Source organism: Cupriavidus sp. 22TCCZM01-5 (assembly GCF_057798915.1).
The window spans coordinates 41693-66977 of the sequence record NZ_JBYOJR010000014.1 but is presented as its reverse complement, the minus strand read 5'-3'; the positions used below and the strand labels follow the sequence as shown (position 1 = coordinate 66977).

The window sequence follows — 25285 nt, the reverse complement described above, 5'->3', positions numbered from 1 at the left end:
GTTCAGATTGCGGTGGTCTGGCTTCTGCGGCCAGTCCAAAGGTTCGGGTCATGCCGTGGCCGTCGCCACGGCATGTCGTTGCTCGTTGCATCGTGTTCAGGGCCTGATGCCGAAACGGCTGATGCCGGCTTCGCGCAGCGGCGCCGCCAGGTTGGCGAACTCGCACAGCAGCGTGCGGGTCTCGCGCGGGTCGATGATGTCCTCGATGGCGAAGGCCTCGGCGCTGCGAAACGGCGACGTCAGGCTGCGCACGCGCTGTTCGATCTCGGCGCGCCTCTGCACCGGATCGTCGGCACCTTCGATCTCCGCCTTGTAGGCGACCTCAAGGCCGCCTTCGATCGGCATCGCGCCCCAGTTGGCCGAAGGCCACGCGTAGCGGCAATTGAACCGGCCCATATGCTGGTGCGCGGCGGCGGACATGCCATACGCCCGGCGCAGGATGACCGAGCACCAGGGCACGGTCGCCTGGTACACCGCGGCCAGCGCGCGCACGCCATGGCGCATGATTCCCGCCTGCTCGGCCTCCAGGCCGATCTGGAAGCCGGCGGTATCGACGAGGTTGACCACCGGCAGGTGGAAGGCCTGCGCCAGGTCGACGAAGCGCGTGAATTTCTCGGCGCTCTCGCTGTCCCAGCCGCCGCCATGAAAGTACGGATCGCTCGCGATCACGACCACCGGCCAGCCGTCCAGCCGGGCTAGCCCGGTGACGATGGCGCAGCCCCACTGCCGGCCGGTCTCGAAGAAGGAACCGGCGTCCACCAGCGCCTGCACGATCGGGCGGATCTTGTAGACCGCCCGGCTGTCGCGCGGAATGGCGGCGAGCAGCCACTCGTCGCGGCGCGCGGCATCATCGGCCGGCGCGCTGCGCGGCGGCAGCTCGTGGACCGAAGCGGGCAGGTAGGACAGGAAGCGGCGCGCATGGTCGAAGGCCTCCTGCTCGGTGGCGACTTCGTCGTCCACCACGCCGTTGCGCGTGTGGATGTGGCTGCCGCCCAGCTCGTTCTTGGTGAGCTGCTGGCCGATGCGCGCCACCACGGGCGGACCTTCGGTGAAGAGCTGCGAGGTCTCCTTCACCATCACCGAGTAGTGGCTCGCGGCCACGCGCGCCGCGCCCATGCCCGCTACGGATCCGAGTGCCAGCGATACCACCGGCACCACCGACATGTTCTCCACCACGTGCTGCCAGACCCTCATGGTGGGGATCAGCGTGTGGCCCTTGATCTCGATATTGCGCACCGAGCCGCCGCCGCCGGTGCCGTCCACCAGGCGGATCATCGGCAGGCGCAGGTCGTGCGCCATCTTCTCGGCGTGGATCAGCTTGTCGCCCACGGCGCCGTCATTGGCACCGCCGCGCACGGTGAAATCATCGCCGACCAGTACGACCGGGCGGCCGCCGACCTGCGCGCGGCCCATCACCAGGTTCGACGGCACCAGGTCCATCAGGCGGCCATTGCTGTCATAGCGGCCGCTGCCGCTGAGGCCGCCAACTTCGCGGAACGATCCCGGGTCGGCAATCGCGGCGATGCGCTCGCGCACCGTCAGCTTGCCGGCCTCGCGGTGGCGGCCCACTTTGTCTTCGCCGCCCATGCGCTCGGCAAGACGCCGCCGGTAGGCCAGTTCATCGATTTCGGGTTGCCAGGTCATGGCGTGTCTCCGGCTGTCTTCGGGCTATGAGTCGGGTTCATCACCGCACAAGCCATGCCATGTGGAAGACAGCTGACTTCCCCTTGATTTGATTGAGGATTCTTGTATTCGCCTCTATGATGTCCGCAATAAAGACAGGATGTGTCCACCACAAGGACACACGTGGAGACAGTTTGTGTCCTCAGCAGCAACACAAAGAACAAGCCACGTAGGCGCCGTGGTGCGCGGACCCGATGGGAGCCGCGCAGCAACAGTCGGCGTCTGTACCGATCCCATCACGGCCGATGCGGCGGAAGCCGCCTGCGACCAGGCCACCGACCGCGCCAATGGCAGCCGGCTTTTTCCGGTCGAGGCCGGCGCGCGCCGCTACATCGGTCTCTGCCTGGAAGACGAGGGCAACCAACTGATCCTGCTGCACCGCGCGGACACGCACACGGTGCTGTTCGACTTCCTTGGCACGGTTCCTTTCGCCAGCGCGATCCTCGATCACTTCCTGACCGACCCGTACCAGGCCATCACCGTGGCCGACCGGGACGGCCGCGTCCGCTTCATCAGTCCCGTGCACGAGAAGTTCCTGGGCCTGGATACCGGTGAAGGCATCGGGCGCCCCGCCGCCAGGGTCATTCCGAATTCCCGTCTGCCGCAGGTCGTGGCGAGCGGCAAGGCGGAGATCGGGCAACTGCAGCAGATGAACGGCGTCACGCGCGTGGTCAACCGCATTCCGATCCGCCAGGACGGCGAGGTGGTCGGGGCCATCGGCCAGATCCTGTTCAAGGGGCCGGAGGCCATGGTCCGCATGCACGACGAGCTGAGCGAACTGCGCTCGCAGGTCGCGCGCTATCAGCGCGAGCTGGACGGCTTGCGCGAGCATCAGCCGGCGTCAGGCCTGATTGGCGATAGCGCGCCGATGCAGCGCCTGCGCCGCGAGATCCAGACCGTGGCACGGCTGGATGTACCGGTGCTGATCCTCGGCGAAAGCGGCACGGGCAAGGAACTGGTGGCCAACGCGATCCACGGCGCGGGACGCGAACCGGCGAGCGAACGGCCGCTGGTCAGCCTCAACCTGGCCGCGCTGCCGGCGACGCTGATCGAGTCGGAACTGTTCGGCCACGCGCCCGGCGCCTTCACCGGAAGCCAGCGGCAGGGGCAGGCCGGCAAGCTCGAACTCGCGGCCGGCGGCACCGTCTTCCTCGACGAGGTTGCGGACATCCCGATGGAGATGCAGGTCAAGCTGCTGCGCGTGCTGGAAGACCACATGGTCGAACGCCTTGGCAGCCGGCGCGCGCAGCGGGTGGACTTCAGGCTGATTTCAGCGACCAACCGCGATATACCGGCGTTGATCGATGCCGGAAGATTCCGGCTCGATCTTTACTACCGGCTCAGTGGCGTGGTGCTGCGCATTCCCGCGCTACGACAGCGGCGCGAGGACATTCCCGCGCTGCTGCAGCACTTCGTCAGCGCATTCTGCACGCGCAACGGCGTGCCTTTGCCGAAGATCGATCTTGATGTGGCGCGTCACCTTGCGGGCCAGCCCTGGCCCGGCAACGTGCGGCAGTTGCGCCAGCGCATCGAGGAAGCGCTGGTGTTCTGCGATGGCCGCATGCTGCGCGTCGCGGATTTCGCGCGCGGGGAAGCGGCGCGCGGGCTGGTGGGGGTGGAGAGTGAAGCGCCGGTGCATCCGCTGGCGCGGGCCTATCCGCATGAAGAGGCTGGCGCGGGCAGCGTGCCTGCCTCGGCGGCCGCGTTGCCGGTTAGCGAAACGGCTGCGGGTATGAGCGAGCTTGCCTACGCGGCGGTGGTCGACGCGATTGCGCGCCATGGCGGCAACAAGAAGCGTGCTGCCGAGCAACTGCGGATCTCGCGCTCGCATCTGTACAAGATTCTGGAGCGCGGGCCGGGGCGGTGATCTGGCATGGCCGTCTTCATCGTGCTTGCGCGCTACCGGCAACGCCCGCCAACTGCAGCGTGCTGTCCCGGACTTCGATCTTCACCGGATCTGTCTTCTTCCACTGCTTCTTCGGCACCACCAGCTTCCAGACCGTCTCCTTGCCGGCATTCCGGAATAACGCCACCACGCCGACATATTCGGCATCGGCGTGCATCGGCTCACTGAGGCTCACGCTCACATCGGGGCGCAAGATGACGTCCCGGGTGGACAGCAGATCCGGCTTGAGCGACTCCAGATCATTCGTCTGCAATTGCACGTAGCTCAGTTGCTCGAAGGCCTGCGGCGTCTTCAGCTGGTAGACCCTCACCACCGTCGACAGCGATTGTCCGGCGCCGTTTGTATTCAACGACGACCGGCTGATGAGGTCGAGGTTCATGGTCTTGACCTGCGTCGTAAAGGCCCACTTGGCCGCCTCCACCGTGCTGTCCTTTACCGCCTGCCCAACGCCGCAGCCGGCTATAAGGGTGGCGACCAGCAGTCCGGCTCCGTTTTGAAGCTGTCGCCTCATGGTGTTGATCCTCCCGCGATAACAAGTTTCTGTGTGGCATTCGTCTTGCATTTGGAAATCGCAGCCCTGCTGCCGCTAAGCTGCGCCGGTTCCGTTCCATGTTCCAAGTTGCACGCGCGTCATGCGCGGCATGCCGCTGCCGTCGGCGTCGGCTCCTGCCGCCGGAGGCTTCAGTTGCGTGGTGTAGCCGAGGCTCACCTGCTCCGAGTTCAGGGCCGGGGCCGGCATCAGCTCGGGTCGTACCTCCATCTCCAGCCGGGCATGCGCGGTGAAGCCGAGATAGAAGCGCAGCAACGCCATCAGCTCTCCATGCATGTTCCTGCCAGGCATCAGCCCCAGCACCGATTCGCGTGTTTGCGGCGTAATCACAACGCGCACAGCGTTGGCACGGTCGTAGAAGCCGCGTCCCAGTACGCAGTTTTCCCCGAGCGGCATCGGCTCGGGGGTGTAGCAGGGCCGGCAGCAAGGCACCGGCCGGGGAGGACTTGTTAGCCTGGTCTGGCATGCTCAAAACGGTGTTCCCTCCGCTTTGCTGTCGGCCCATGCGAGCCGCTTGCCCGTCGGCTGCGACACGATCACCAGCCGCGTATAGAGATTCACGGTGGCGTACAGCGACAGGAACCGGTTGAGCATCTCGCCGAACAGTTCCACGTCGCCCTCCCCGGCAAAGCGCGTGCTGTCCAGTGTCACGGTAATCTCCACGCCACGCAGCAGGCCACCCTTGACGAGCTTCTGGAGCGGCCGGTGCCGCACGTCCGTGATGGCGTCGATGCGCCGGCGGTTCAGTTCTCCGTCTGTCCAGTCATACAGCGCCAGGCTGCCGCGCAAGACCTCGGCGTCAAGCAGCGACAGGTAGTTGGGCGCCAGGTGCGACAGCACGCGCCAGTGAAAGCGGTCGCCGGTGGGCGGATACACCGGCAGGGACGGCGCTGTCAGGTTGCGCACCGTACCGATATTGGTGAAGCCGCCGCGCATGCGGGTGATGCCCGCCTCGCGCAGGCCCTTGCGCGGCAGCATGCCATTGGTGCCGGTCACCGACAGCGACAGCGTTTCCTCGGGCAAGATCTGCTGTTGGTCCCAGGCATGCCCCCCGAGCACGACCCAGGTGTCGAACCTGCCCGAGGGGCCGCGACGCACGCGGGTGTGGAAGTAGCGCTCCGGCATCTCGTGACGCAACATGCCGCCCCGGTGGCGGAAAGCCGCAAACGGCGCGTATTCGAAGCGCTTGCCACTGCCGGCTTCGAAGCCCCGCACCGTATCGACCGAGTACGCCTCCACATGCTGCCCGTGCTGCTCCATCGCCCGCACCCGGTACTCGGTCTCGAAGTGGGTGACCGTGACCGGATCGGCCTCCAGGTCAAACAGGTTGATGATCGGGGTGCAGAAGAGCCGCACATTCACGGCCGAGAAGCGCATGTCCTCCGGGAACGGCTGCTTGAGCACCACCTCTACGTCAAAGTGCCCGGTACCTTCAGGGATGGCGTCCAGGTCCAGCCCCACCAGGTCCACGAACATGAACTTCTCGGGAAAGGTGAAGTACTCCAGCAGCAACTGGTAGCCGCCAAAGGCATTGTCAGGCTTCGGCCACAGGCGCTCCCCGGCGGCAAATCCGGCTGGTTCCAGGCGCAGGCTCGCCATCGGCTGGGGTGCACCAGCACGGTCGGCCGGGTAGCCCGGAACTCGCACCTGCATGGCCACGGGCTCGGCGGTGAGCGCCGCGTAAAGCGCCAGCGCCAATGGCCGGTCGGCATGGAGATAGAGGCGCAGGCGCGGCACCGCCAGTCGCTCGCGGCGCCCCTGCATCTGCAGGGCAAGCCGCAGCCGGATCACCGAGCGGCCATCCTCGCGTGCATAGGCATTGGCTTCAGTAAGCCGCAGCGGGTACAGATCGACCGGCTGCGTGGTCCGGTAGATGCACTCGACGCTGTCGCCTCCATGGGCCGCCTGAATGCCCAGCGCAATCGGGTCGGACGTGACCTCCAGTCCGGCCGGCAACGTCTCGTGGCATTGCAGCGCGCCGGCGGTTGGGGTCAGTTCTAGGATCGCCAGCGACGGAATCATGCGCAGATAGTGCGGCCACAGCATGCTGACCAGCCCTTCGGTCAATTCGGGCAATTCGTCGTCGAGCTTATGGCGCAGCCGCCCCATCAGGAAGGCGAAGCCCTCAAATAACCGTTCGACGTGGGGATCGCGCTCGCCAATGCGGTCGATGTTGAGCATCCGTGCGCGGTCCGGGAAGGCCTGGGCGAATTCCTTGCCGGCCTCGCGCAGGTAGCGCATTTCCGCCTCGTAGTAGCGCAGGATATCGTTGTCTTGGGTGGGGTGATTCATGAAGGTTGCAGTTGGCTCGGCAGTTTGGCGAGGGAGTCAGGCGAGGGCAGTCAGGCAAGGGACACGGCGCGGGCCGGGTCGATGGCGGTCAGGTCGCCCGCCAGCCCATCAATACGCTGGGCCAGTACGGCCTTGTCCACGTCCTTGCGGGCCAGGCGGGCCTTGAGCAGCCGCAGCAGTTGCTGCTTGGCTTCGAACGCGAGCGACGGCTCCCAGGTCGCCAGCAGGAAGCGCTGGGCGCAGAGGTCGAGGGCGGACAGCAGGTGCAGGGCCGTATCGGCCCGGCCAGCGCTTTGCGCGACGCGCGCCATCACCAGATGCCGGACAAAGCGGTCGCGTTCGCCGTCGGGCAGGGGCAGTCCCTGCAGCCAGGCGAAGGCGGCATCGAGGCCTTGCTGGGCGGCCAGGTCGGCCGCCTGGGCTTCCGTCTCCGCCCAGTCGGTGCTGGCGGAGGCAACCGACACCGGCGCAACCGCCTCGCCGCGCTCGACGTCTCGCACGGTGGCATGTCGGGCGATCCACGCCAGCGTGGTGTCGTCCGCGAACGGCGTGCCGTCCGTGAAGGCCAGCTGATCGAGGCCGGGCAGGCGCTCCAGCATCAGCGCGCAATCCGTCGCCAGCAGGTCGCGCACGCGCGCGTACTCGCCGCCCGCCTGGTCCTGGGCGGTGAAAGCGTAGTACTGCAAGTCCAGCCAGAAGTGGTTTGCCCCTTCGGCGAAGGCCTGTTCAACGCGGTCGAGCAATTCCGGCCACTGCTTTTGCAGCAGCAGGCGCTTGAGCTGGGCGCGCAGTTCGGCGCGGGGCGCCACCAGGCGGGTCTTGCCGCTCGCCTCATGCGGCGGCACGTCGGTCAGGGTATCCCAGCGCACGCAGCGCATCAGGCGATAGGCGGCGAGATAACCGTGGGGTTGCTCGCGCAGGAAGAGCGCCATCTGGCGTGCCCGCTCGAGCAGGTCGCGCGCAGAGGCCACCTCGCCGGCCGGCAGGACCGCCGACGAGGCGGGGGACGGTCTTGATCGTTCGGCGATGCCAGCACCCTCGTCAGCCGATGGTGACGCGAGCCGCCCTTCCAAACGGTCCTCAAACCGGCGGAAGAGCCCGTCGAGCGCCGGGCGCGCCGGCTCCGGCCACTGCCCGGTGCGCTCCTGGATCAGGGCGAGCGCGGACAGCGTGCGCTCCAGGGGCGCGCCAGTCAGGTCCGGTACCCGGTCGAGCCGGTCGGTGAAGGTGGCGCCAGCCAGCCATTCGAGCGCAGCCTTGCGGCTCTCGGCGCGGGCGGGCAGCAACTGGGGGCCAAAGCGGTCGATGAGCGCCGACAGCAATTCGAAGCCGCACGCGACCCCTTCCGCGCCGTCGCGCCGCATACGTCCGTAGGCATAGTAAACGGCCACACGCACATCTTTTGTGACGTTCTTCAGCAGTTCGCTTGCGGACTCCACGATTAGCGTATCGTTGATGTTGGACAGCCTGGCGACTTCCTCCTTGATGGCCAGGAAGTCGTCGTGGTAGCCGGGATCGTCGCCCACCGGAGCCTCCGGGCGGATCGGCAGCAGCCACGGCTCCCAGAGGGCCTGTGTCGAACGCGCGAGGTCCGCGGGTGCGCGCGAGCCGAACAGCGCATTGAGAAGCTTGCTGAACATGGATTCGTTCTCCATTGGCGATGGCGCTATTGGTGCGGCCCGGGCGCGGTGTATGCCACGGCCTGCCGCTCCCGGCCCACGAAAATGCGTGACGGCAGCACGAAGCCCCGTAGCGCCAGCATCTCCAGCGGCCCCTGGCCGACCTCGGTGCGCATCTGATAGCTGAGCGGATATGTCACCTCCGGCGGTGGCGGGAGCTTCGCGGCGCGGGCCGTCAGTCTGTCGGGATCGCTGTCGATCGCGCCGGCGGACAGACCGTTCGCCTCGGCCACGCCTTCCGGCCCCTTGCCGTCCGCTATGCCTCGCCACGTCAGTTGATAGGTAGCGCTGTCAAGCGGCTCGATGTGCGCCCGCTCCAGCATCCGCACCAGTCCCCAGCGGCCGCCGAACTCATAGCTCTTGTTGGTACCCGCGCGCTCGGTCTGCCATTGCAGCCGGGTGCCCAGGTCCTGCAGGTTGTTGGCCGGCCAGGTCATTGCCTGCCAGGTCTCGCGCTGGTTGTAGTAGTGCAGCTTCTGGCCGTCGAGCGTCAGTACCGTGTCGGTCAGGCCCGGGGTGGGAATCGGCTTGACCTCGAAGCGGTACTGGGGCTCCCCCTCGGCCAGCAGGTGGGTGGCGATACGTTGCAGGGCATTGACCGCCTTGAGGAAGGCCGGGTCGAAGGCCAGTGCCTGGCCGCCGGTGGCCGCCGGCACCCATCGATCGCCCTGCAGCTCCAGCACGCCGGCCAGCTGCGTGCCAAGGAACGATCCGATCAGCCCGGTCTGCGGGCGCAGGAAGCGCGCCAGCTCGGGCAGCGAGGCATCGTTGGCGCTGTCAGCGAACGGATAGCGCCCGGCGAACGACCTGCCCCACGCCATGGCAATACCCTGCCGCCACGCGTCGTTCAGGCTCGCCTGCGCGGGTTGCAGCACGGTCTGTGTCGCCTGGGCGATCGGCCGCACGAACAAGGTCTCTCCCATGCCCGCCCACTGGTTGCCGAGGCTGGCGGACATCAGTTGGGCATAGGCCTGGGTATCGGCCAGCTCCGAACCCTTGCCCTGGAATAGCGCCTGCGCCATCTGGCGGGCCTGTGCGTCGGCGTCGGCGCTGTTGCTGACCTGCTGCAGGCGCAGGCGCAGCGCCGTCGCGCGGTCGAGGAAGCGTTGCAGGCTCAGGTCACCACTGGTGCCCTGCCCTGCCTGGGTCTGAGCCAACAGCCGCAGCACCGGGCCGAAGGCGGCGCCCAGCGGTCCGGCCGCATCCGGCCTGAGGCCCTCCGGCCCCTGCGCCTTCTTGCCCAGCAAATCCTGGGCCTTGGCCACCAGCGTATCGGACAGGGAGTCCTTGCGGGCGCCGGCGCCGCCCTGGTACTCGAGCGATTTCATCAACGCGATCACCGGCGACTGGCGCGCGTCGGCCATCAGCTTGAGCTGGTCAATGGCGGCCGGCAGCGTCGGCGCCGGTTCCCATTGCAGGCTGTTCATGAAGCCCTGCCAGCGGTCCGCATAATCGGCAAAGTACTGCGCGGTCAGGGCGGCCTGCAGGGCTTCGGCGGAGCGGCTGGTCGTCTGTTGAGCGCCCTGCGGCTTGCCGTCGGTCAGCACCCAGTCGCTGGCAATCTCCGTGCGCCTGGCGGCGGCCTCGATGGCGGGAGCGATGTACCCTTCGTAGGCCTGGCGGGTGAAGACGCCGGGCACGTTCGCCGCAGTGCGCACCAGCCCGCGGGGATCGGTGCCGGCTGTCAGCGACACCAGGGTCGCGTCCGGGTACTTGTTGCCGCCGTTGTCGCCGAAGGCGTTGATGATGCCCTGGTAGATCGTGTCTTCGGCATTGCGCTCGCCTATGACCGCCAGCAGGGTCTGGCGCGCGCCGGTCACCAGTTCGGGCCGAGGCTCGATGCGCCAGGCAGGGTTGGCCTTGAGGTGCTGGGCGTAGAACTTCAGCAGACGTTCGGCCAGGTCCTGCTTCTCGCCCGGCGTAATCCGGGCGTCGGTGGACCAGTGCTGCACCAGTTGCTGGGCCAGGAAGCCAGGCTCGGCGCGCTCGGGTTGGGCCAGCATCAGGTAGGTCTTGAGGCCCTGGTGACCGCCCAGCGCCCAGCGGCTGGTCTGTTTATCCAGCGTGTCGGTGCGCATCTGTGTGAGATCGACGAGCGAGGCTTCGAGGTCCTGCTGTACGGGCGTGGTCAGCAGCGGGCGGCTAGCCTGTGCGTAGGGTCGCCACAGAGCGGCCAGCACCTCGGAGTCGCGGTTCAACCCGAAGCGGGTCAGCAGCGGCGCATGATGCTGCTTGCGGTACTCGTAGCGTTCGATCTGCTGCTGCAAGGCCAGCAGCGCGCGCAGGCGGGCGGCGGGATCGGGGGCCGATTGGATCTCGGTCACGGCCTGCTGGGCGGCATGCACGTCCCCCGCGTTCAGCGCCCCCGATACCAGCATGCCGGCGCTCCATAGGCCAATGGCTGTCAGCGCCAGGATGGAGCACACGGTGACCGGGTGCCAGCCGATGCGCCGACCCGGCTGACGCCTCGCGGCCTCGCCAAGGTATTGCCAGAGCGGCAGGTCGGCGCTGGGTTCGGCGTTCGCATTGGCAGTAGAGGTTGGATATGGGGCGAACATGGTGCCGTGCAGCGGAAGACGCCGGCGTTGGGTGCCGTGCAGTCCCGCGATCCAGTCAGCCAGCGCCGGTCCGCGGGTATCGAGCCGCTGCGAGAGTTCGCCCATGTAGCAATCGCGCCCGTTCTGGATCAGCTGCTCGACGCTGCGATCCGACAACTGGTCGCGCAAGGTTTGCAGGACATGGTCGATGACTTCGGCATCTGCAGGACGTGGCAGCTCGCAGCCGATCACCGGCGTATGGCCATTGGCGGCTGCATTGGTCTGCGCGACATCCAGCAGATATACCGGCGCGGACCAGTGCAATACCTCGGCAATGCGGGCCAGGCGGAGGCCGTGCAGATGACTTCCCCGCTGCGACGAAACCTTCGCATCGCCGTCAGACACGAGAACTATCGCATCGACCGGACGGCGGCGGCGCAGTTTGTAGAGCTGCCTAAGCCAAGTGGCATCCGGCTGTCCGCTCTTGTCGGTCCTGCTCCACAGGAGTACGACGTCGGGGGTGATCAGCCAACCTGACTCGGCGAGACCAGGAAGGAGTTTGGCGATGGCATGGTCATCGCCGGTCAGAAGTAGCCAAGGTTGGCGGTAGTGCCAACGAAAGCCATTTTGCTGCCTTGCTGTCCGACGGAGTCGCTCCAGGGGCTCCGATGCCACACCTGGTCGAGCATCGACGGCAACAATGCTGCCTTGCGTTGTGCCAGCCATCTCTGATGTACGGAATCCCAGCCACTTCCTCAGCGCATTCAATGCGTCCCACCAGCGGCTCAGGCGATCAAACGACGCGAATATGGCTAGCACAAGCGCGCCAACAGCTATTGCCGATGACCAATAGCTTCGTGCTTCTGGCGTCTTAATACCGATGGTCTCGCCCCATAACCCGATGGCACCGGCAAACACTAGTGCAAGAACGAGTATTGAGGCCAGGTCGATCCTCAGCTTCTTCATTGTTCGGGAAAAACCTATATGCCCGTGAATCGAGCCTATTTGGAGTGGCCGACGTGGATGTCAACCGTCCTTATGAACTTAAGCATCCATGTACGACGAGTGCTGTGACGGTATCAGTCTCGGGCTCGGCTGTACCAACTGAGTTGGCCCGCAGCGGTAGATCCGGACCCACACCGTCTGCCTAGACGGGCCGCGTCTCATGTGATTGCCGCCGAATGACCGCGGCGTCCACGCCGTCCGGCCCGCCGACAAGAATGATCTGACTTGGGGCATCGCCGGACAACGATCCAGCAGCGCACGCGACTGCCAGCCAAGATGCCGCAACCCCGGCATGCCCGACAGTCTGATCGAGGTCTATCGGCTGTGTTTCGAGTCCAATCTGCATAGCTGCCCTGTGCAGAACTCCAGCCATTGCGGCATCAAAGCCGGTCTGCCAACCCTTCGTTATGTCCGAGGCCTTGGTATCGCCCCACTTGAGGGCATGTAACAGGGCGCCGTTCGACTGGTCAACAGGACCGCGCACTGGACGATGGAGGCTGGCCTCACGCTCCACGGCCAGCCTGCTTGCCGCTTCATCCGGCATGAGCAGAACCGCCACACCGGCTTCGGCCGTATCAGGGGGCGGCGTGTCGCTCAGCACCGGATGCAGTTGAATGGCCACGATCAGCCTCGCGTCGCGCTTGCCTTGGCCAGCAATCTCGTCAAGCCAGCCATCAACGACATGAAGACCGGCTGGCTCAGCCTCCTCAATGAGGTCCATGGCTCGGAACTGACGTTCTTGCCAGGCTTTCTCCCAGAGCGCCACATGGTCCTGCCTATGCAATCCACCTGAGATCCATAGGCTAACGCCGAAACCTGTTTGCAAAGGCAACGCTCGAATTCGTTCTGCAAGGTCGTCAAGCAACTCTGAATACAGCCATTGCATCGCCTTGCGCTGACGATCATCATCTTTCTCTTTTCCACCGGGCACAAGCTCTACGCCAGGCACTTCCAACCAGCGGGCCCTCACTGGATCACCTTCGTTGGCGATAGGCTCCTGAGTACCGATCCTGACAGTACCAGCCTGTATGCTGGCCAGGGCGTTCACATTCCGATCTGACGAGATCCGATGAGCCACACCGAGCACTGCCAACGGACGCGCCGCGACAGCAAACACGTGCTCGTTGTACTTGCGAATCGCCTCGTTGCGCATTAGAACGTCGAGCTTGCGGCCTTCGTGATGGCCATACCTGCGCAGCACGATCCAGACCGGTACTCCCACAGGAAAGACGATCAACGTTGCCCAGAATTTCCAGGTGTGGGTCGGCAAATGCTTCGGCCATGACAGGAGGACCGCCAATACGCCTCCCAGCACCATGACCAGGAACGCGATCGCCCATGCCACCCGTGACGGCCGCTCGGCAATCTCCTGCTCTTCTGCCGGCAGAAGCGAGAAATCAACCGCCATGCCTCGCTCCGATCATTCCGTCCTCCACAAGACGAGAGGATGTGTGGTGGCACGAGCGCGGTGGCTCCAGCCTGCAGCACCATCACTGGATTCGTGGCGCTTCTGGTGAATCGATGGGAAGACATCCTCACACAAATAGCGCATGGCCTCCCCAACTGATAGGTTAGGAGACGACGCAAGCGATAGTTCCGAAGCCGCCATCGAAACCGACGCGGCTGCCATGGACAAAAGCATGCGGCGGCGAGAGAAGAACTTGCTCATACGGCCCCCGGGCGCAAACGCAGGGAGCCCACCACGGCATCCCACAATTCCAGTGCTTCATCGTCACTGGCAAACGATTCTTTATTGGTAAGGTAGGCGCTTTCACCGACCTGCAACGACGCATTCAGATTAGGTTCGGCCAGGGAATTTGCCTTGCCTGGCGCCTCCCATTTGAACCCATAGGTCCGCTTGCCATCCTGCGTTCCCGCCACCAGGATCTCATCGCCTTGTATTGGGCCAACCGGACGCTCTCGGTTTCGTAGTTGCGAGACGCCGGCCACCGCGCCCAGCAATCCGGCCAGGATGCCACCGGCACGCTGTCGCAGGCCTGGCTCCACCTGATACTGCGCGTAGGCGGAAATCTTGAATGACACATCGGGCTTACCGGCCAACTGAATGACCATCTCCCAGCTTTCCCGGTTCATGTCCCTGTCCATCAGAATCGTGTCATCCGCCACGTAACCAAGGCCCGTTGGCATCTCTCCGGGCGCGACTTCTCGCCATTCCCGCGCCAACTCGTCACAGGCTGACAATGCAGATATCTTGCGGCTCGGCGACACGTCTCCCGAGTACTGCAACGCTCTCGACCCTGCTCGAATGTAGGAATCGAAATGGTAGTACTCCACGCCCAAGTCCAGCCAAGAGACAAGCGTCACCGATCCATTCGCGTGGGTCACACGCTCAATGAACAGGCTGCCTCCCGATTTCTTTCGCATTGCTCGAAGTTCCTGCTCCCTTCGAGCAACCAAATCATTGAAGTGTTGACCTGTCCGGATTGCCGGCAGCAGTTCAATCGGCACCTTGTTAAACCTATAGCTTTCAATCGTTCGCGCGTCGCCCTGCAAGTCAACCAGGTGCCGGCCAATCGCCCGTGTTCTCCATCCCGCTTTCATGCCGACTCCTTCTTGTGCCATTGCGCTTGCTGAGCGATCTTGACGATGGCAAACATCGTTGCATAAAGCGAACGCTGATGTTTGTCTCCGTAGCTGCCCTGGTGGTCATAACAAAAATCTGAGTTGTGCAGCCCAGGGCTACCCTGCCCATGTGCAAAACTCATCGCAATCCCCGCCTTGCCTGGGGCCGCGCCGGAGTACCTCGGCACGGTACCGTCGCCTGGGCAATCGGGCCCGCCAATCGTCAGGGTAAGCCCGCTTGATGTCCTCAATGTTCCATTGCCATCGTCGCTGGCGATGATGACTCCGCTCGGTTCCAGAGCACCAATGCCTGCCCCTTCCCAGGCCACCTCGCCCCAGGTGAACCGATCCTTACTCGCCATCACGCCCGTCCCGAACAGGCCGCCCTTGTCGCTGTCGGCATCGCGCCGACCTTGTACGCCATAGTGAGCATAGGTAGGTACCTTGTATCGTTTATCGATAGACTCATGAAATTCTCTCAACTTAACGATTGTCCGACTCAGGGCCTCGCGGGGCGTCTCTCTCTCTGACTTAATGCCATTCGCCGACCGTAACTCCGCGTTCTTGCCGTCTGGATTCATCAGTCCGAGATTCCCCTCCGGCACCAACCCATACCATTCCGGCGAGAGATAAATCTCGCTATAGGGATCACCATTGATCGGCAGCGGCCGCATGAGATCTGCACCGGTCCTCTTGTCACGCAACCTGAGCCACGGCTTGCCATCGTTGTAGTCCGCAGTGGGCAACAGTTCCAATCCCCCGGGTGCTTGCGAAAGGATGGCAACCACATCCGCCGCGTTCCGGCCGAGAAAGAGCTGTTCCGCTCCTTCGAAGCCAGAACGCATGCGCTTGTACGTGGCCGGCGCACCCGTAGCTGGCTGCACGCCGTGCGAAACACCGAGTACCTTGTCGCACTGGTGGATTTCAGTGAGCGAGCGGCTCACCAGCCCGCCCATCGAATGCGTGACGACGATGACCTGTTCCGCCATCGCGCGATTTGGCCTCTTGCGTCGGATGCTGCACTGATTGTTCCCTTGGCCATCCGGGGTGTCTTCGACCACAACCGTCTTACCTTCGTTGTAGTACGGCAGGATCGTGTTCTCGATCAGATCCTTGATGGCCGCACCAGAGTCGCGGTTGCTTTGCAGCCAGTTATAGCCACCGGCCCACACGTCGAACTGGTAGTTGGCGGCATGGAGGATTTCCTCGCGGGTCAACGCCTCGCCACCCTCCGCGCCCCAGTCCCCAGGTGGGTCCTGCCCAAACTCCGCTGCCCAGTTTTTCAAGTCGGCCTGGCAACGCGTGAAGTCATACTCCGCCAGCGAGTTCAGGAGGTGTTGCAGTTGCCCCATGAACGGGTGATAGGACGAACGCATCAACGCACCCCAGCCGCGCGCCACCAGCACATTCTTTGGTAGTCCGCTCTGCCCCGCATCAATTGGACCACTGGGGTCAACCTCAACGGTCTCAGTGGCCAGATCATTGGCCCGATCCTTCGTATTCTTGAATACATAGCTGAAAAGCTGGCAAATCAGATCGGCCGCTCCCCGCAGGTCTGCATTGGGTGGTCGCCAGGCGATGTTCTTCCCTTTCCTCTTTCTGAGATTGGTTCCCATGATGCCGGGCAGGAAGAGGACGGGGATCACGTAAGGTTTGGCAAGAATGATCTTTTCGCGCTGATCCTCTGCCGGCGTCAGGGTTACTGAACTGTACAGGTCGCCATTGTCGTCGACGACGCTATGGATAAAAACGGGACTCGCTTCGGCCATGGTGTTGTTCGGGTGTACGGTTAGGCGGATCAGTCCATCTGTCTGATACGAAGGGGTTCGACAAACAAACTCTTCTGGAGCGGCGTTTTCCCAGCCGAGTCCGTCATCATCTTGAGTTTGATGCCGTCACCACGCAGGATCTCGACACGCGTATTGGCAAGCGGCTCCCCCGTGGAAGGGTTGCGAATCACGTAGCTGTCATGGAAGTTCGCGTGCTTCCACGTATTCATTTCCTGGGCCAGTGAACTCGGCCCTTGGCGGCTGAATGCAACGGATTTGATCGTCCGCTCCCCTCGCGTGCCATCCTCGATCCCCGTCGATGACATGCGAAGATAAGAGCCGCCACACTTGAACAGCAGTTCTTCCTTGGCCTCGATAACGACACGCCCGTTTGCACTGGTGATGGTCATATTCTTGTCTGCAAGCAGCCGCATCTCGTCGCTCTGTGCCTCGATCTCGATCTTCCCTCTTGCTGCAAACAATCTGATGCCCATCTTCTGCGCAAAGATGGACACCAGCTCGCCTGCCGCGACTGTGAAGCGCTTGAGTATGCTGAGATCGGCGTTGCCGCCCGATGTGGCGATCAAATTCCCTGCCGCGCTTAACTGCAAGTCGGCGCCCGATGCCAGCGCCATGCCAGCCGGTGCGCTGACAAGGATCCCGGCCTTCTTGAGTTCCTTCAGCGTGTCGTCGAGCAGGACCTTCTGCCTGTCGTAGTCGGCTGCGATGGCTTGTGCGGCTTTCGCGGCAGACGCCAGCGCTTCGCTTTGCTGGAGCGCCCGCTGCAGCAATCCCTGTGCGGCGTCCATATCAAGTTGCTGCCCCCCTGCATTCGGCTGATCATCGGCCGACAGGAACAGCCCCTTGCCACCCCGGATCGCACCCCAGCCCGAGGTGCGCAGTTCGAAGCCGTCTCCCCGTTTCTTCTTCTGATGGTCAACGAGGTATCCCAAGTTGAGCTGTGACTTGCCGCCATACTCCGTCGAAAGCTTGATCCCCTCCTGCCCCTCCCAGTCCTCCATGCGCAGCTTGTTATTGCTCTGCGTGCGAATCACGTTGCGCGACAGCCACCGGTCCTCATTGGTAATCAAGTCAGGGTGCTGGCTGTTGTGCTGCACGCTGGCGATGTACGGCTTGTTCGGATTGCCATCACGAAAGGCCACGTCCACATAAGTGCCGTCGATCAGCGGAAAGTGGAACCCCATCTGCAGCGCCCCGGCAAACGGCTTGGCCAGTCGTAGTGGAACGCTCTCGCCGCCGTTCGGCCAGGCGTCAAAGTCAAAATCAAAGCGGACGACATAGTGGCCGTCCTGGGTCAGGTAGGCATACTTGTACTGGCCCGGCGAGGTAATGCGGGCGCTCAGCGTCCCCTGGATCTTCGGCCACTTGTCTTCGTCCAGCGGCAGGCGGAAGCGCCGGTCCGAAGGAATGGCCTTGTAGGTGTTGCGGGCCGCGTCGCGCGCGCCGCGATGGATGACCTGCGTGATGACCTGCCCGTTTGGCGCGTCGGGCAGCGCCAGGTCCAAACGCAGGATGCGCGCCGGACACAGTGCGAGGACATTGCTCTCCCCCGCATAGACAAGTTGGCCGGCAAACTCTGCCTCATGGCGCAATTGCGCCTCCCACTTGGCGTCGTCGAATTCCAGATGGTGGGTGCCATACACATAGGACTGACCGTAGGTCGTCTTCTCCTTGCGCGCGACATTGGCTTCGCCAGTGGGGCGTTCCCACGCCTTGTCTGGATTGAAGTCCGCCACCCGGAACGATTCGGGGATCGTCCTGGCATGGGTCTTGATCGAGAAGACCGTCTCCTGGCCCGACTCGAGTCCCGCCGTCTCGCGATACGGCACGCGCAGTTCCGGCTGGTAGAGGTAGTGGTCGATGTCGTCGCCAAACACCACCATCTCGCCAAACTTGCCCGGCGCGAAGTAAAAATATAGGCCCTCCTGCTCGCACAGCAGCCGAACGTATGCCAGATCAGTCATCTGATACTGGAACCGGAACTTGTGCTGCGGGTACTTTCGGCAAAGCTTGAAGACGAACTGGTGGCCTTTCAACCCATGCCGGCGCAGGATCGCTTCGATGATCTGCGGCGCGGTCTGCTGCTGGTAGATGCGGCTCGCGCGTGTGAGGCGCATCCGCGCGATGAGCGGCTCGACCACCATCTCGTAGCTGCAGAAGTCGCGGGTCTGCTTGGTTTCGCTGAAGTGCGTGATGCAGCCGGCAAACTTGCGCGGCTCGCTGCCGTCGGCGGGATCGATCAGAAAAGTCGCTTCCCTGCCCAGATAATCGGCGCGGTCGAGTGCCAGCGGGTGCGTCAGTTGGACAGTGACGGTATAAGGCTCGCCCATCCGCTCCACCGCCGCGAATGACACCACCGAAATAGCCGCGGCGCTGGCCGTGCCGGGCACCTCCAGAAAGTAAGCCTGCCGCCCGGTCAGTCCCTTGAGCAGGGGATCGCCGTAGCTCTTCAGTTCCTTTCCCAGATCGGCCATAGGTTACGCTCCGTTATCAGCGTGGTCGAACTTACTGCACGGGCCGTGCATCGCTCGAAACACAACGCCTCGCGACGCACGGTAAACGCTTTTGCTTACAGCGGAAATCCATTTGCCATCGTCCTCGCACAAATTCTCGATCTAAATCAACATTCCGCGCAGATTGGAAAAAGTCCTATATTTCCGCAGCACACAGCGTGGTACTAATCGAAAAAATTCGCCGTACTGTCCGTTGTTGAGGCCTTAGCAATCGTTAGAGTCAGAATTAAAAAGGATCCGAAGAATGGCTGAAAGTTTTCAGAATGAAGTGCCCAAGGCACGCGTCAATATCAAGCTGGACTTGCATACCGGCGGTGCGCAGAAGAAGGTCGAACTGCCGCTCAAGCTGCTGGTGATGGGCGACTACAGCAACGGTCAGGACACGCGGGCGCTCGCGGAGCGCGAGAAGGTGTCCATCAACAAGAACAATTTCAATTCGGTCCTCGCCGACTTCAACCCCAGGGCGAAGATCGCAGTCGAGAACACCCTCGTTGGCGATGGCACCGAACTGCCGGTCGATCTCGACTTCAAGTCGATGGACGACTTCAGGCCGGAGGTGGTGGCGGGGAAGGTGCCCGAACTGCGCGCCCTGATGGCCGCACGTAATCTGCTGCGCGACCTGAAGTCGAACCTGCTCGACAACGCAATGTTCCGCCGCGAACTCGAAAAAATCCTCAAGGACCCGACCCTGTCCGAGCGGCTGCGCGCCGACCTGCAGAAGATCGGCCAGGCCGCTCCGGCTTCCCCGTCCGCCCAGTAACTGTCACCGTCTTCCTTGAGGAATCAGCCCCATGACCAAGCATGAAATCGCCGCGAGCGCCCATGGCGAAACCGGCACCGTCGTCCTGGATGCGCCAGGCAAGAGCGTCTACGAGTCCCTGTGCGAGAAGATCCACCTGATGCCGGTCACGACCACGCGTCCGATGGAGTCGTTCCAGAGCGCCGATGCGCTCTCCGAATCGTCGCTGGATGAACGCGTCGCCCAGGCGATGAACGTCTTCCTGAAGATGATCCAGGACTCGTCGCAGCAAGTGGACCGCCTCGACAAGAGCCTGCTCGATTTCCATATCGCGCATCTGGACCAGCAGATCAGCCGCCAGCTGGACGCGATCATGCACAACGACACGTTCCAGCAGATCGAATCGGCCTGGCGCGGTCTCAAGTTCCTGGTCGATCGCACCGACTTCCGCAAGAACGTCAAGATCGAAGTGCTGGATGTCTCGAAGGACGCGCTGCGCCAGGACTTCGAAGACACCCCCGAGGTCATCCAGAGCGGCCTGTACCTGCACACCTACATCCAGGAATACGACACGCCGGGCGGCGAGCCAATCGGCTCGATCATCTCGAACTATGCGTTCGACCGCAGCGCCCAGGATATCGCCCTGCTGCGCAACCTCTCCAAGGTCTCGGCCGCAGCCCACATGCCGTTCATCGGCTCGGTCTCGCCGGCATTCTTCGGCAAGGAGTCGATGGAAGAAGTCGCCAGCATCCGCGACATCGGCAACTACTTCGATCGCGCCGAATACCTGAAGTGGAAGAGCTTCCGCGAGTCGGACGACGCGCGCTATATTGGCCTGACGCTGCCAAACTTCCTGGCCCGCCTGCCCTACGGTCCCGAGACCGTGCCGGTGCGCGCCTTCAATTACACCGAAGCCGTCAAGGGTCCGGATCACAACCGCTACCTGTGGGCCAATGCCTCGTTCGCCTTTGCCGCGAACATGGTGCAGAGCTTTCTCAAGAACGGCTGGTGCGTGCAGATCCGCGGCCCGCAGGCCGGCGGCCTGGTCGAGGACCTGCCGATTCACCTCTATGACCTGGGTACCGGCAACCAGGCCAAGATCCCGACCGAGGTGCTGATCCCGGAAACGCGCGAGTTCGAGTTCGCCAATCTGGGTTTCATTCCGCTGTCGTACTACAAGAATCACGACTTCGCGTGCTTCTTCTCCGCCCATTCGGCCCAGAAGCCGGCGCTCTACGACACCAGGGAAGCGACCGCCAACAGCCGCGTCAATGCGCGCCTGCCATACATCTTCCTGCTGTCGCGGATCGCGCACTACCTGAAGCTGATTCAGCGCGAGAACATCGGCACCACCAAGGATCGCCGCCTGCTGGAACTGGAACTCAACACCTGGATCAAGACGCTCGTCACCGAGATGACCGATCCCGGCGACGAGCTGCAGGCCTCGCACCCGCTGCGCGAGGCCAAGGTTCTGGTCGAGGATATCGAGGACAACCCCGGCTTCTTCCGCGTGAAGCTCTTCATCGTGCCGCACTTCCAGATCGAGGGCATGGACATCAATCTGTCGCTCGTATCGCAGATGCCCAAGGCGAAGAACTGAACGGCCGCGGCCGTTCCTGAAACGCTGACATGACGACGTTCCGACGCACGCTGGCTCTACAGCCACCGTGCGGCACCTCCCATGCGGAAAGGGTTCCTTTCCGCGTACCAGCCGAGCACGATGAAGATAACAAGACCGCTGTGGGCACAGGGCATTTTCATGACCCCGCAGCATTTCCAGCAACAGGCGCTGTGGGACCGGTATGCCGACGAGCAAGTCGCACGCATGGCGAGTCCCGACCCGTGGGGCATTGTCCGCATCGCGTTCGACCGAGAGGCTTTGCCCATCCATCGGCTGTCGGCAAATTCTCTCGTCCTGCGGCTGCCGGACGGCACCGTCATCGATACGGAAACTGCCGACCTGACGCCCCCGGCGCGTGACCTGGGCGATGTCCCGGCTACCGTCGACGCCGTGGTGGTGCTGGTCGGCCTGGCACTCGTTGACGCACAAGGCGGCAACTGCGTGGAGGCGCGGGAACGGCCCGCCCGGCCGCGGCGTTTCGTGCGCGAATACCTGGAAGTCTCCGACTTGCACGGGGAAGGCAAGGAAGAAATCAGCGTCGAGCGGCATGCGCTCGCGCTTCTCTTCGACTTCGAGGAACACGGCGATTATGTGACCTGCCCGATTGCGCGGCTGGTGCGCACCCCGCAGGGGCGCTTCGAAGTCGATCCGGCTTTTGTACCGCCCTGCCTCTTCCTGTCGGCCAGCGACCGGCTTACAGAGCGGATGAGCCGGCTGTCAGAAATCCTGATCGCCAAAAGCGCGAGCCTGGCCGTGCGCCGGCGCGAGCGCTCCGACCAGATCGCCGACTACGCGGTCGCCGATGTGGCCCTCTTCTGGCTGTTGCACAGCGTGAACAGCAGCTGGCCGGAGCTGGCGCGCCTGTGCACCGCGCCACAGCAGCATCCCGAACGGCTTTACGGCGTCCTGGCGCGCCTGGCCGGGGCGCTGCTGACCTTCTCCACCACCGAGACGCTGCAGGCCATCCCGGCCTATGATCACCTCGCCCCCGAGCCGGTTTTCTCGGAACTGGAATCGCTGATCCGCGCGCTGCTTGACACGGTGATCCCGTCACGCGTGGTGCCAGTGGCTCTGGAGCGCACCCGGCCCACGGTCTGGGTCGGCAAGATCCTTGACGAGCGCCTGGTCGAAGGTGCCGAGTACTACCTGTCCGTGCAAGCCGGGCTGCCCGCCCACGCGCTGCTCGAACAACTGCCTCGGCTGTGCAAGGCTGGGGCGCCGGACGAGGTGGCACAGATCGTCAACTCCGCCCTGCCGGGTATCCCGCTGCGCGCGATGTCGCGCCTGCCGGCTGCGATCCCCGTGCGCATCGAGAACCAGTACTTTGCACTCGACAGCGGCCACCCGGCCTTCCAGCGCATGCTGGACGCGCGGGCCTGCCAGTTCTACGTGCCGGCCTCCCTGCCGGACGTGTCGCTCGAACTCTTCGCGGTATTGCCGGCATGAGATCTTCCGCCATGATGCTCCCGCTCGCCCTGCGCGACACTGCGCTGACCGTGACGGCGCTCGCCGACGCTGCCAGGCCAGCACCTGGCTTCGAGACGTTCCGTACGAGGTGTCTGGAACAAGTGTCCCGTCTGCGCGAGGAATTCTCGGCGAAGGGCCAGCCAGCCGATGTCGTCGAGGATGCCGCCTATGCCCAGTGCGCCTTGCTGGACGAGGTCGCGCTGCGTTGGCTGCAAGGCACCGACCGCGACGCCTGGGAGCGCGAGCCCCTGCAAGTGGCGCAGTTCCAGAGCCATGACGCCGGTGAAGCGCTGATCACCCGCATCGAGCGGCGCCTGGCCGAGCCGCAGCCGGTGCTGCCATTGCTCGCCGTGTTCCACGCCGTCCTCGGGCTGGGTTTTCAAGGCCGGTTTGCGCTGAAGGGAGCCAGTGCCCGCGCCGCGCTCATGCGCGCCATCGATGAGCGCCTTGGTTACGCCGGCGTGCAGGAGGCATCCGGCCCGGTGCTGGTGACCGTCGGCAAGACGTCCCGGTGGCGCCACCTGTCGCCGCTTGCCTGGGTGGCCATCGCATGCGTTGGCTCGGGCCTTGTCTATGTTGCTCTGGACCGGTGGCTGGCCGCGGCGATCGCCCGCCTTGCAGGCTGAGAGGGCATTCGTGACCGGCTACCCCTACCGTACGCTGTTTGCCTGGCTCGCGGCACTGGCGCTCGCCTGGCTGGCATTCAGTTCGCCTTGGGCGTCGAAATGGAATCTGCTGCTCGCCGCCTTCACAATCGTCATGGCGTTGTTGGCGATCCTTGCGGCCACCCGGCGGCGGCGTGCACGGCGCCGCGCCGCGGAGCCGGTCCTGCATTCTGTCAGGGCTTCACTGGACGCGCTGCCGGGAGACACCCGGCGCAATACGCCACTGGTTTTGGCCGTGGGAGATGCGGCCGGCGCCCCGGCGCTGGCCTTCGGCGAGGCTCTGGTTCGCATCACCGACACCGCGATCTGGGTGCGTGTTGACGACCCGACCCGGCTGGCACACGTGGCGGATGCCCTCAAGCGATGGCGCGAGGGGCAGGGCCCGGATGCCGTCGCCTGCCTGATTGGCGCCGACCAGGCGAACGATGCGGGTGCGCTGAACGCCGGCCTCAGGCGCTGGCGCTCGGCCGTCGACGAGGCCAGCCGTGCGCTCGGCCATGCGTTGCCGGTCTGCCTCGCCGTGTATGCCGAGGAGGCCAACTGCACGCCTGACGACTGTCCCTGGTTCGGAATGTCGGGCACGGAGGCGGTGCCGGGGGATGCCCTGCCGGACTTCGTCGCCGCGCACGCTCTGCTGTATGCGCAGGCCGCAGGGCCTGCCGACCGCGAGGCCCGAATGCACCGCGCCGCGCGACTTGATGCCCTGGCACGTTGGGCCGCTGGCGCGCTGCTGCCGGCCCTTGTCGACAGCCAGCGCAATAGCTTCCGCAATGGGATTCGATACGGGCGCCCGGTGCACGTCACGGCCTTCGGCGTGACCTGCGTCGCCGGCGTCCCCGCTGCGGACTCGCTGCTTGCCCGCTTCAGCGAACAAACGACAGCGCTTGCCCGGCTCCCCAGGGACGGCAGCCGTGCCGCTTACCCGCTGCCAGCGCCCCTGATCCAGGGCATCGCCCTGCAGCCAGTGCGGCGGACATTTCCGCGCGCCCTGGCGCATGCCTTTGCCTGGCTGTCGGTGGCCTTCTGCGCCGCCTGCGCGGCCTCGGCCTGGCAGAACCGGGCACTGGTCGCGCGCGTCATGGCCGATATGGCCCGCTATCGCGCGATCGGCCCCGAGCACGACGCCGCGCGGGTCGATGCGCTGCAGGCCATCAAGCGCGATCGTGACGAGCTCGAGCAGTATGGCCACGCCGGTGTACCACCGCGTCTGGGCCTGGGCTTTTATCGCGGCGCCCCGTTGCTGTCCCCGCTCAATGCCCTGATCGCCGCATATCAGCCGCCAGCGCCGCCGCCTGCAACCATCGAGCTCGACAGCCTGTCGCTCTTCAGGAGCGGCAGCGCCGTGCTGAACCCCGGATCGAACCGGGTACTGATCGGCGCGCTCGAGATGATCAAGGCTCACCCGGACAAGCGCGTGCTGGTGGCCGGACACACTGACACCATCGGCAACCCGCACAGCAACCTCAAATTGTCCGAGGCACGTGCCGCCTCGGTGCGCGACTGGCTGGCGGATGCAGCCGACCTGCCGCTCACCCACTTTGCAATTCAAGGCTATGGCGACACTCGTCCCACGGCCGCCAACGACACCGAAGCGGGGCGCGCCGCGAACCGCCGGGTCGAGATCACGCTTATCCCCGATTGCCGCGATGGTCATCGCGACAATCGGACAACCTCTGGCCAGTCGGCCTGTTCATTCCAGCAAAAGGAGTAGAAAGCAATGGCAATTCCCGCATACATGTGGATCAAGGACGATGGCGGCGCCGATGTCAAGGGTTCGGTCACCGTGTCCGGCCGCGAAGGCAGCGTCGAAGTGGTCGCGTTCGACCACGCTGTCAACATCCCGACCGATTCCAACACCGGCAAGCTGACCGGCACCCGCGTACACAAGCCGATCGTGTTCACCAAGGAAACCGACGCCTCGACCCCCTACCTGTACAAGGCGGTCACCAGCGGCCAGACCCTGAAGTCGATCGAGATCAAGTGGTACAAGATCGACGACGCGGGCAAGGAAAAGGAGTACTTCAACACCAAGCTGGAAAACGTGAAGGTGGTCGGCGTCACGCCCAAGATGCTGGACATCAAGAACCCGGCCTACGAGAAGCACAACCACCTCGAAGACATCGAACTGCGCTACGAAAAAATCACCTGGTCATACAAGGACGGCAACATCATCCACGCCGACAGCTGGAACGAGCGCTCGTAAGACGCTGCTGCCGGTGCCTGCAACCGGCTGGTCATCTCGCGCGGACGACATG

16 protein-coding genes and 1 pseudogene are annotated in these 25285 nt (G+C 64.2%); 7 read left to right on the top strand and 10 right to left on the bottom strand.

Annotated elements, in window-relative coordinates; all coding sequences use genetic code 11:
- Positions 1-96: 96 nt before the first annotated feature.
- The gene (locus AC3FNH_RS15295) at positions 97-1644 is read right to left on the bottom strand and encodes an acyl-CoA carboxylase subunit beta (RefSeq protein ID WP_488720639.1); all 1548 of its coding nucleotides are present in this window, start codon (positions 1642-1644) and stop codon (positions 97-99) included.
- A gap of 139 nt (positions 1645-1783) precedes the next feature.
- Between AC3FNH_RS15295 and AC3FNH_RS15290 the strand changes: the two genes are divergently transcribed.
- Positions 1784-3550, top strand: coding sequence for a sigma-54 interaction domain-containing protein (locus AC3FNH_RS15290; RefSeq protein WP_488720638.1), 1767 nt, complete (start codon positions 1784-1786; stop codon positions 3548-3550).
- Positions 3551-3566: 16 nt separating this feature from the next.
- On the opposite strand, the gene tssJ is transcribed toward AC3FNH_RS15290, so the two are convergent.
- The 9 genes and pseudogenes from tssJ to AC3FNH_RS15245 form a co-directional block, all read right to left on the bottom strand.
- On the bottom strand, positions 3567-4100 hold the full coding sequence (gene tssJ / locus AC3FNH_RS15285) for a type VI secretion system lipoprotein TssJ (RefSeq protein WP_488720637.1): 534 nt from the start codon (positions 4098-4100) through the stop codon (positions 3567-3569).
- 75 nt (positions 4101-4175) lie between these two features.
- Positions 4176-4541 (bottom strand): annotated as a pseudogene (locus AC3FNH_RS15280) (type VI secretion system baseplate subunit TssG); the annotation flags it as partial.
- A gap of 66 nt (positions 4542-4607) precedes the next feature.
- Entirely contained in the window at positions 4608-6431 is a 1824-nt protein-coding gene (gene tssF, locus AC3FNH_RS15275; protein WP_488720636.1) for a type VI secretion system baseplate subunit TssF, read from the bottom strand.
- Positions 6432-6481: 50 nt separating this feature from the next.
- Positions 6482-8071: a type VI secretion system protein TssA gene (gene tssA / locus AC3FNH_RS15270; protein WP_488720635.1), complete on the bottom strand. Its 1590-nt coding sequence runs from the start codon at positions 8069-8071 to the stop codon at positions 6482-6484.
- A gap of 26 nt (positions 8072-8097) precedes the next feature.
- Positions 8098-11613 (bottom strand): ImcF-related family protein, encoded by a 3516-nt coding sequence (locus AC3FNH_RS15265; protein WP_488720634.1) that lies wholly within the window; start codon positions 11611-11613, stop codon positions 8098-8100.
- Positions 11614-11794: 181 nt separating this feature from the next.
- Positions 11795-13060, bottom strand: a complete 1266-nt coding sequence (locus tag AC3FNH_RS15260; protein WP_488720633.1) for a hypothetical protein — start codon at positions 13058-13060, stop codon at positions 11795-11797.
- Between the two features lie 257 nt (positions 13061-13317).
- Complete coding sequence (locus tag AC3FNH_RS15255) at positions 13318-14214, bottom strand: T6SS immunity protein Tli4 family protein (RefSeq protein ID WP_276101203.1); 897 nt, start codon at positions 14212-14214, stop codon at positions 13318-13320.
- Positions 14211-16004: a lipase family protein gene (locus tag AC3FNH_RS15250; RefSeq protein ID WP_488720632.1), complete on the bottom strand. Its 1794-nt coding sequence runs from the start codon at positions 16002-16004 to the stop codon at positions 14211-14213. The genes AC3FNH_RS15255 and AC3FNH_RS15250 overlap by 4 nt, the downstream gene beginning before the upstream one ends.
- A 29-nt stretch (positions 16005-16033) precedes the next feature.
- Complete coding sequence (locus AC3FNH_RS15245; RefSeq protein ID WP_488720631.1) at positions 16034-18499, bottom strand: type VI secretion system Vgr family protein; 2466 nt, start codon at positions 18497-18499, stop codon at positions 16034-16036.
- Positions 18500-18782: 283 nt separating this feature from the next.
- Between AC3FNH_RS15245 and tssB the strand changes: the two genes are divergently transcribed.
- From tssB to AC3FNH_RS15215, 6 genes are all read left to right on the top strand, one after another.
- Positions 18783-19298 carry a type VI secretion system contractile sheath small subunit gene (gene tssB, locus AC3FNH_RS15240; RefSeq protein ID WP_276101200.1) on the top strand — a complete coding sequence of 172 codons (516 nt, stop codon included), beginning with the start codon at positions 18783-18785 and terminating at the stop codon, positions 19296-19298.
- A gap of 31 nt (positions 19299-19329) precedes the next feature.
- Positions 19330-20877 carry a type VI secretion system contractile sheath large subunit gene (gene tssC, locus AC3FNH_RS15235; protein ID WP_488720630.1) on the top strand — a complete coding sequence of 516 codons (1548 nt, stop codon included), beginning with the start codon at positions 19330-19332 and terminating at the stop codon, positions 20875-20877.
- A gap of 120 nt (positions 20878-20997) precedes the next feature.
- Positions 20998-22344, top strand: coding sequence for a type VI secretion system baseplate subunit TssK (gene tssK, locus AC3FNH_RS15230; protein ID WP_488720629.1), 1347 nt, complete (start codon positions 20998-21000; stop codon positions 22342-22344).
- A gap of 11 nt (positions 22345-22355) precedes the next feature.
- Positions 22356-22991: a DotU/TssL family secretion system protein gene (locus AC3FNH_RS15225; protein WP_488720628.1), complete on the top strand. Its 636-nt coding sequence runs from the start codon at positions 22356-22358 to the stop codon at positions 22989-22991.
- Positions 22992-23001: 10 nt separating this feature from the next.
- Entirely contained in the window at positions 23002-24741 is a 1740-nt protein-coding gene (locus tag AC3FNH_RS15220; protein ID WP_488720627.1) for an OmpA family protein, read from the top strand.
- Between the two features lie 6 nt (positions 24742-24747).
- Entirely contained in the window at positions 24748-25233 is a 486-nt protein-coding gene (locus AC3FNH_RS15215) for an Hcp family type VI secretion system effector (RefSeq protein ID WP_276101196.1), read from the top strand.
- Positions 25234-25285: the final 52 nt, after the last annotated feature.

Coding starts and splice junctions, on each gene's coding strand:
- AC3FNH_RS15295 (WP_488720639.1), bottom strand. CDS start 1,644: ATGACCTGGCAACCCGAAATCGATGAACTGGCCTACCGGCGGCGTCTT.
- AC3FNH_RS15290 (WP_488720638.1), top strand. CDS start 1,784: ATGTGTCCACCACAAGGACACACGTGGAGACAGTTTGTGTCCTCAGCA.
- tssJ (WP_488720637.1), bottom strand. CDS start 4,100: ATGAGGCGACAGCTTCAAAACGGAGCCGGACTGCTGGTCGCCACCCTT.
- tssF (WP_488720636.1), bottom strand. CDS start 6,431: ATGAATCACCCCACCCAAGACAACGATATCCTGCGCTACTACGAGGCG.
- tssA (WP_488720635.1), bottom strand. CDS start 8,071: ATGTTCAGCAAGCTTCTCAATGCGCTGTTCGGCTCGCGCGCACCCGCG.
- AC3FNH_RS15265 (WP_488720634.1), bottom strand. CDS start 11,613: ATGAAGAAGCTGAGGATCGACCTGGCCTCAATACTCGTTCTTGCACTA.
- AC3FNH_RS15260 (WP_488720633.1), bottom strand. CDS start 13,060: ATGGCGGTTGATTTCTCGCTTCTGCCGGCAGAAGAGCAGGAGATTGCC.
- AC3FNH_RS15255 (WP_276101203.1), bottom strand. CDS start 14,214: ATGAAAGCGGGATGGAGAACACGGGCGATTGGCCGGCACCTGGTTGAC.
- AC3FNH_RS15250 (WP_488720632.1), bottom strand. CDS start 16,004: ATGGCCGAAGCGAGTCCCGTTTTTATCCATAGCGTCGTCGACGACAAT.
- AC3FNH_RS15245 (WP_488720631.1), bottom strand. CDS start 18,499: ATGGCCGATCTGGGAAAGGAACTGAAGAGCTACGGCGATCCCCTGCTC.
- tssB (WP_276101200.1), top strand. CDS start 18,783: ATGGCTGAAAGTTTTCAGAATGAAGTGCCCAAGGCACGCGTCAATATC.
- tssC (WP_488720630.1), top strand. CDS start 19,330: ATGACCAAGCATGAAATCGCCGCGAGCGCCCATGGCGAAACCGGCACC.
- tssK (WP_488720629.1), top strand. CDS start 20,998: ATGAAGATAACAAGACCGCTGTGGGCACAGGGCATTTTCATGACCCCG.
- AC3FNH_RS15225 (WP_488720628.1), top strand. CDS start 22,356: ATGATGCTCCCGCTCGCCCTGCGCGACACTGCGCTGACCGTGACGGCG.
- AC3FNH_RS15215 (WP_276101196.1), top strand. CDS start 24,748: ATGGCAATTCCCGCATACATGTGGATCAAGGACGATGGCGGCGCCGAT.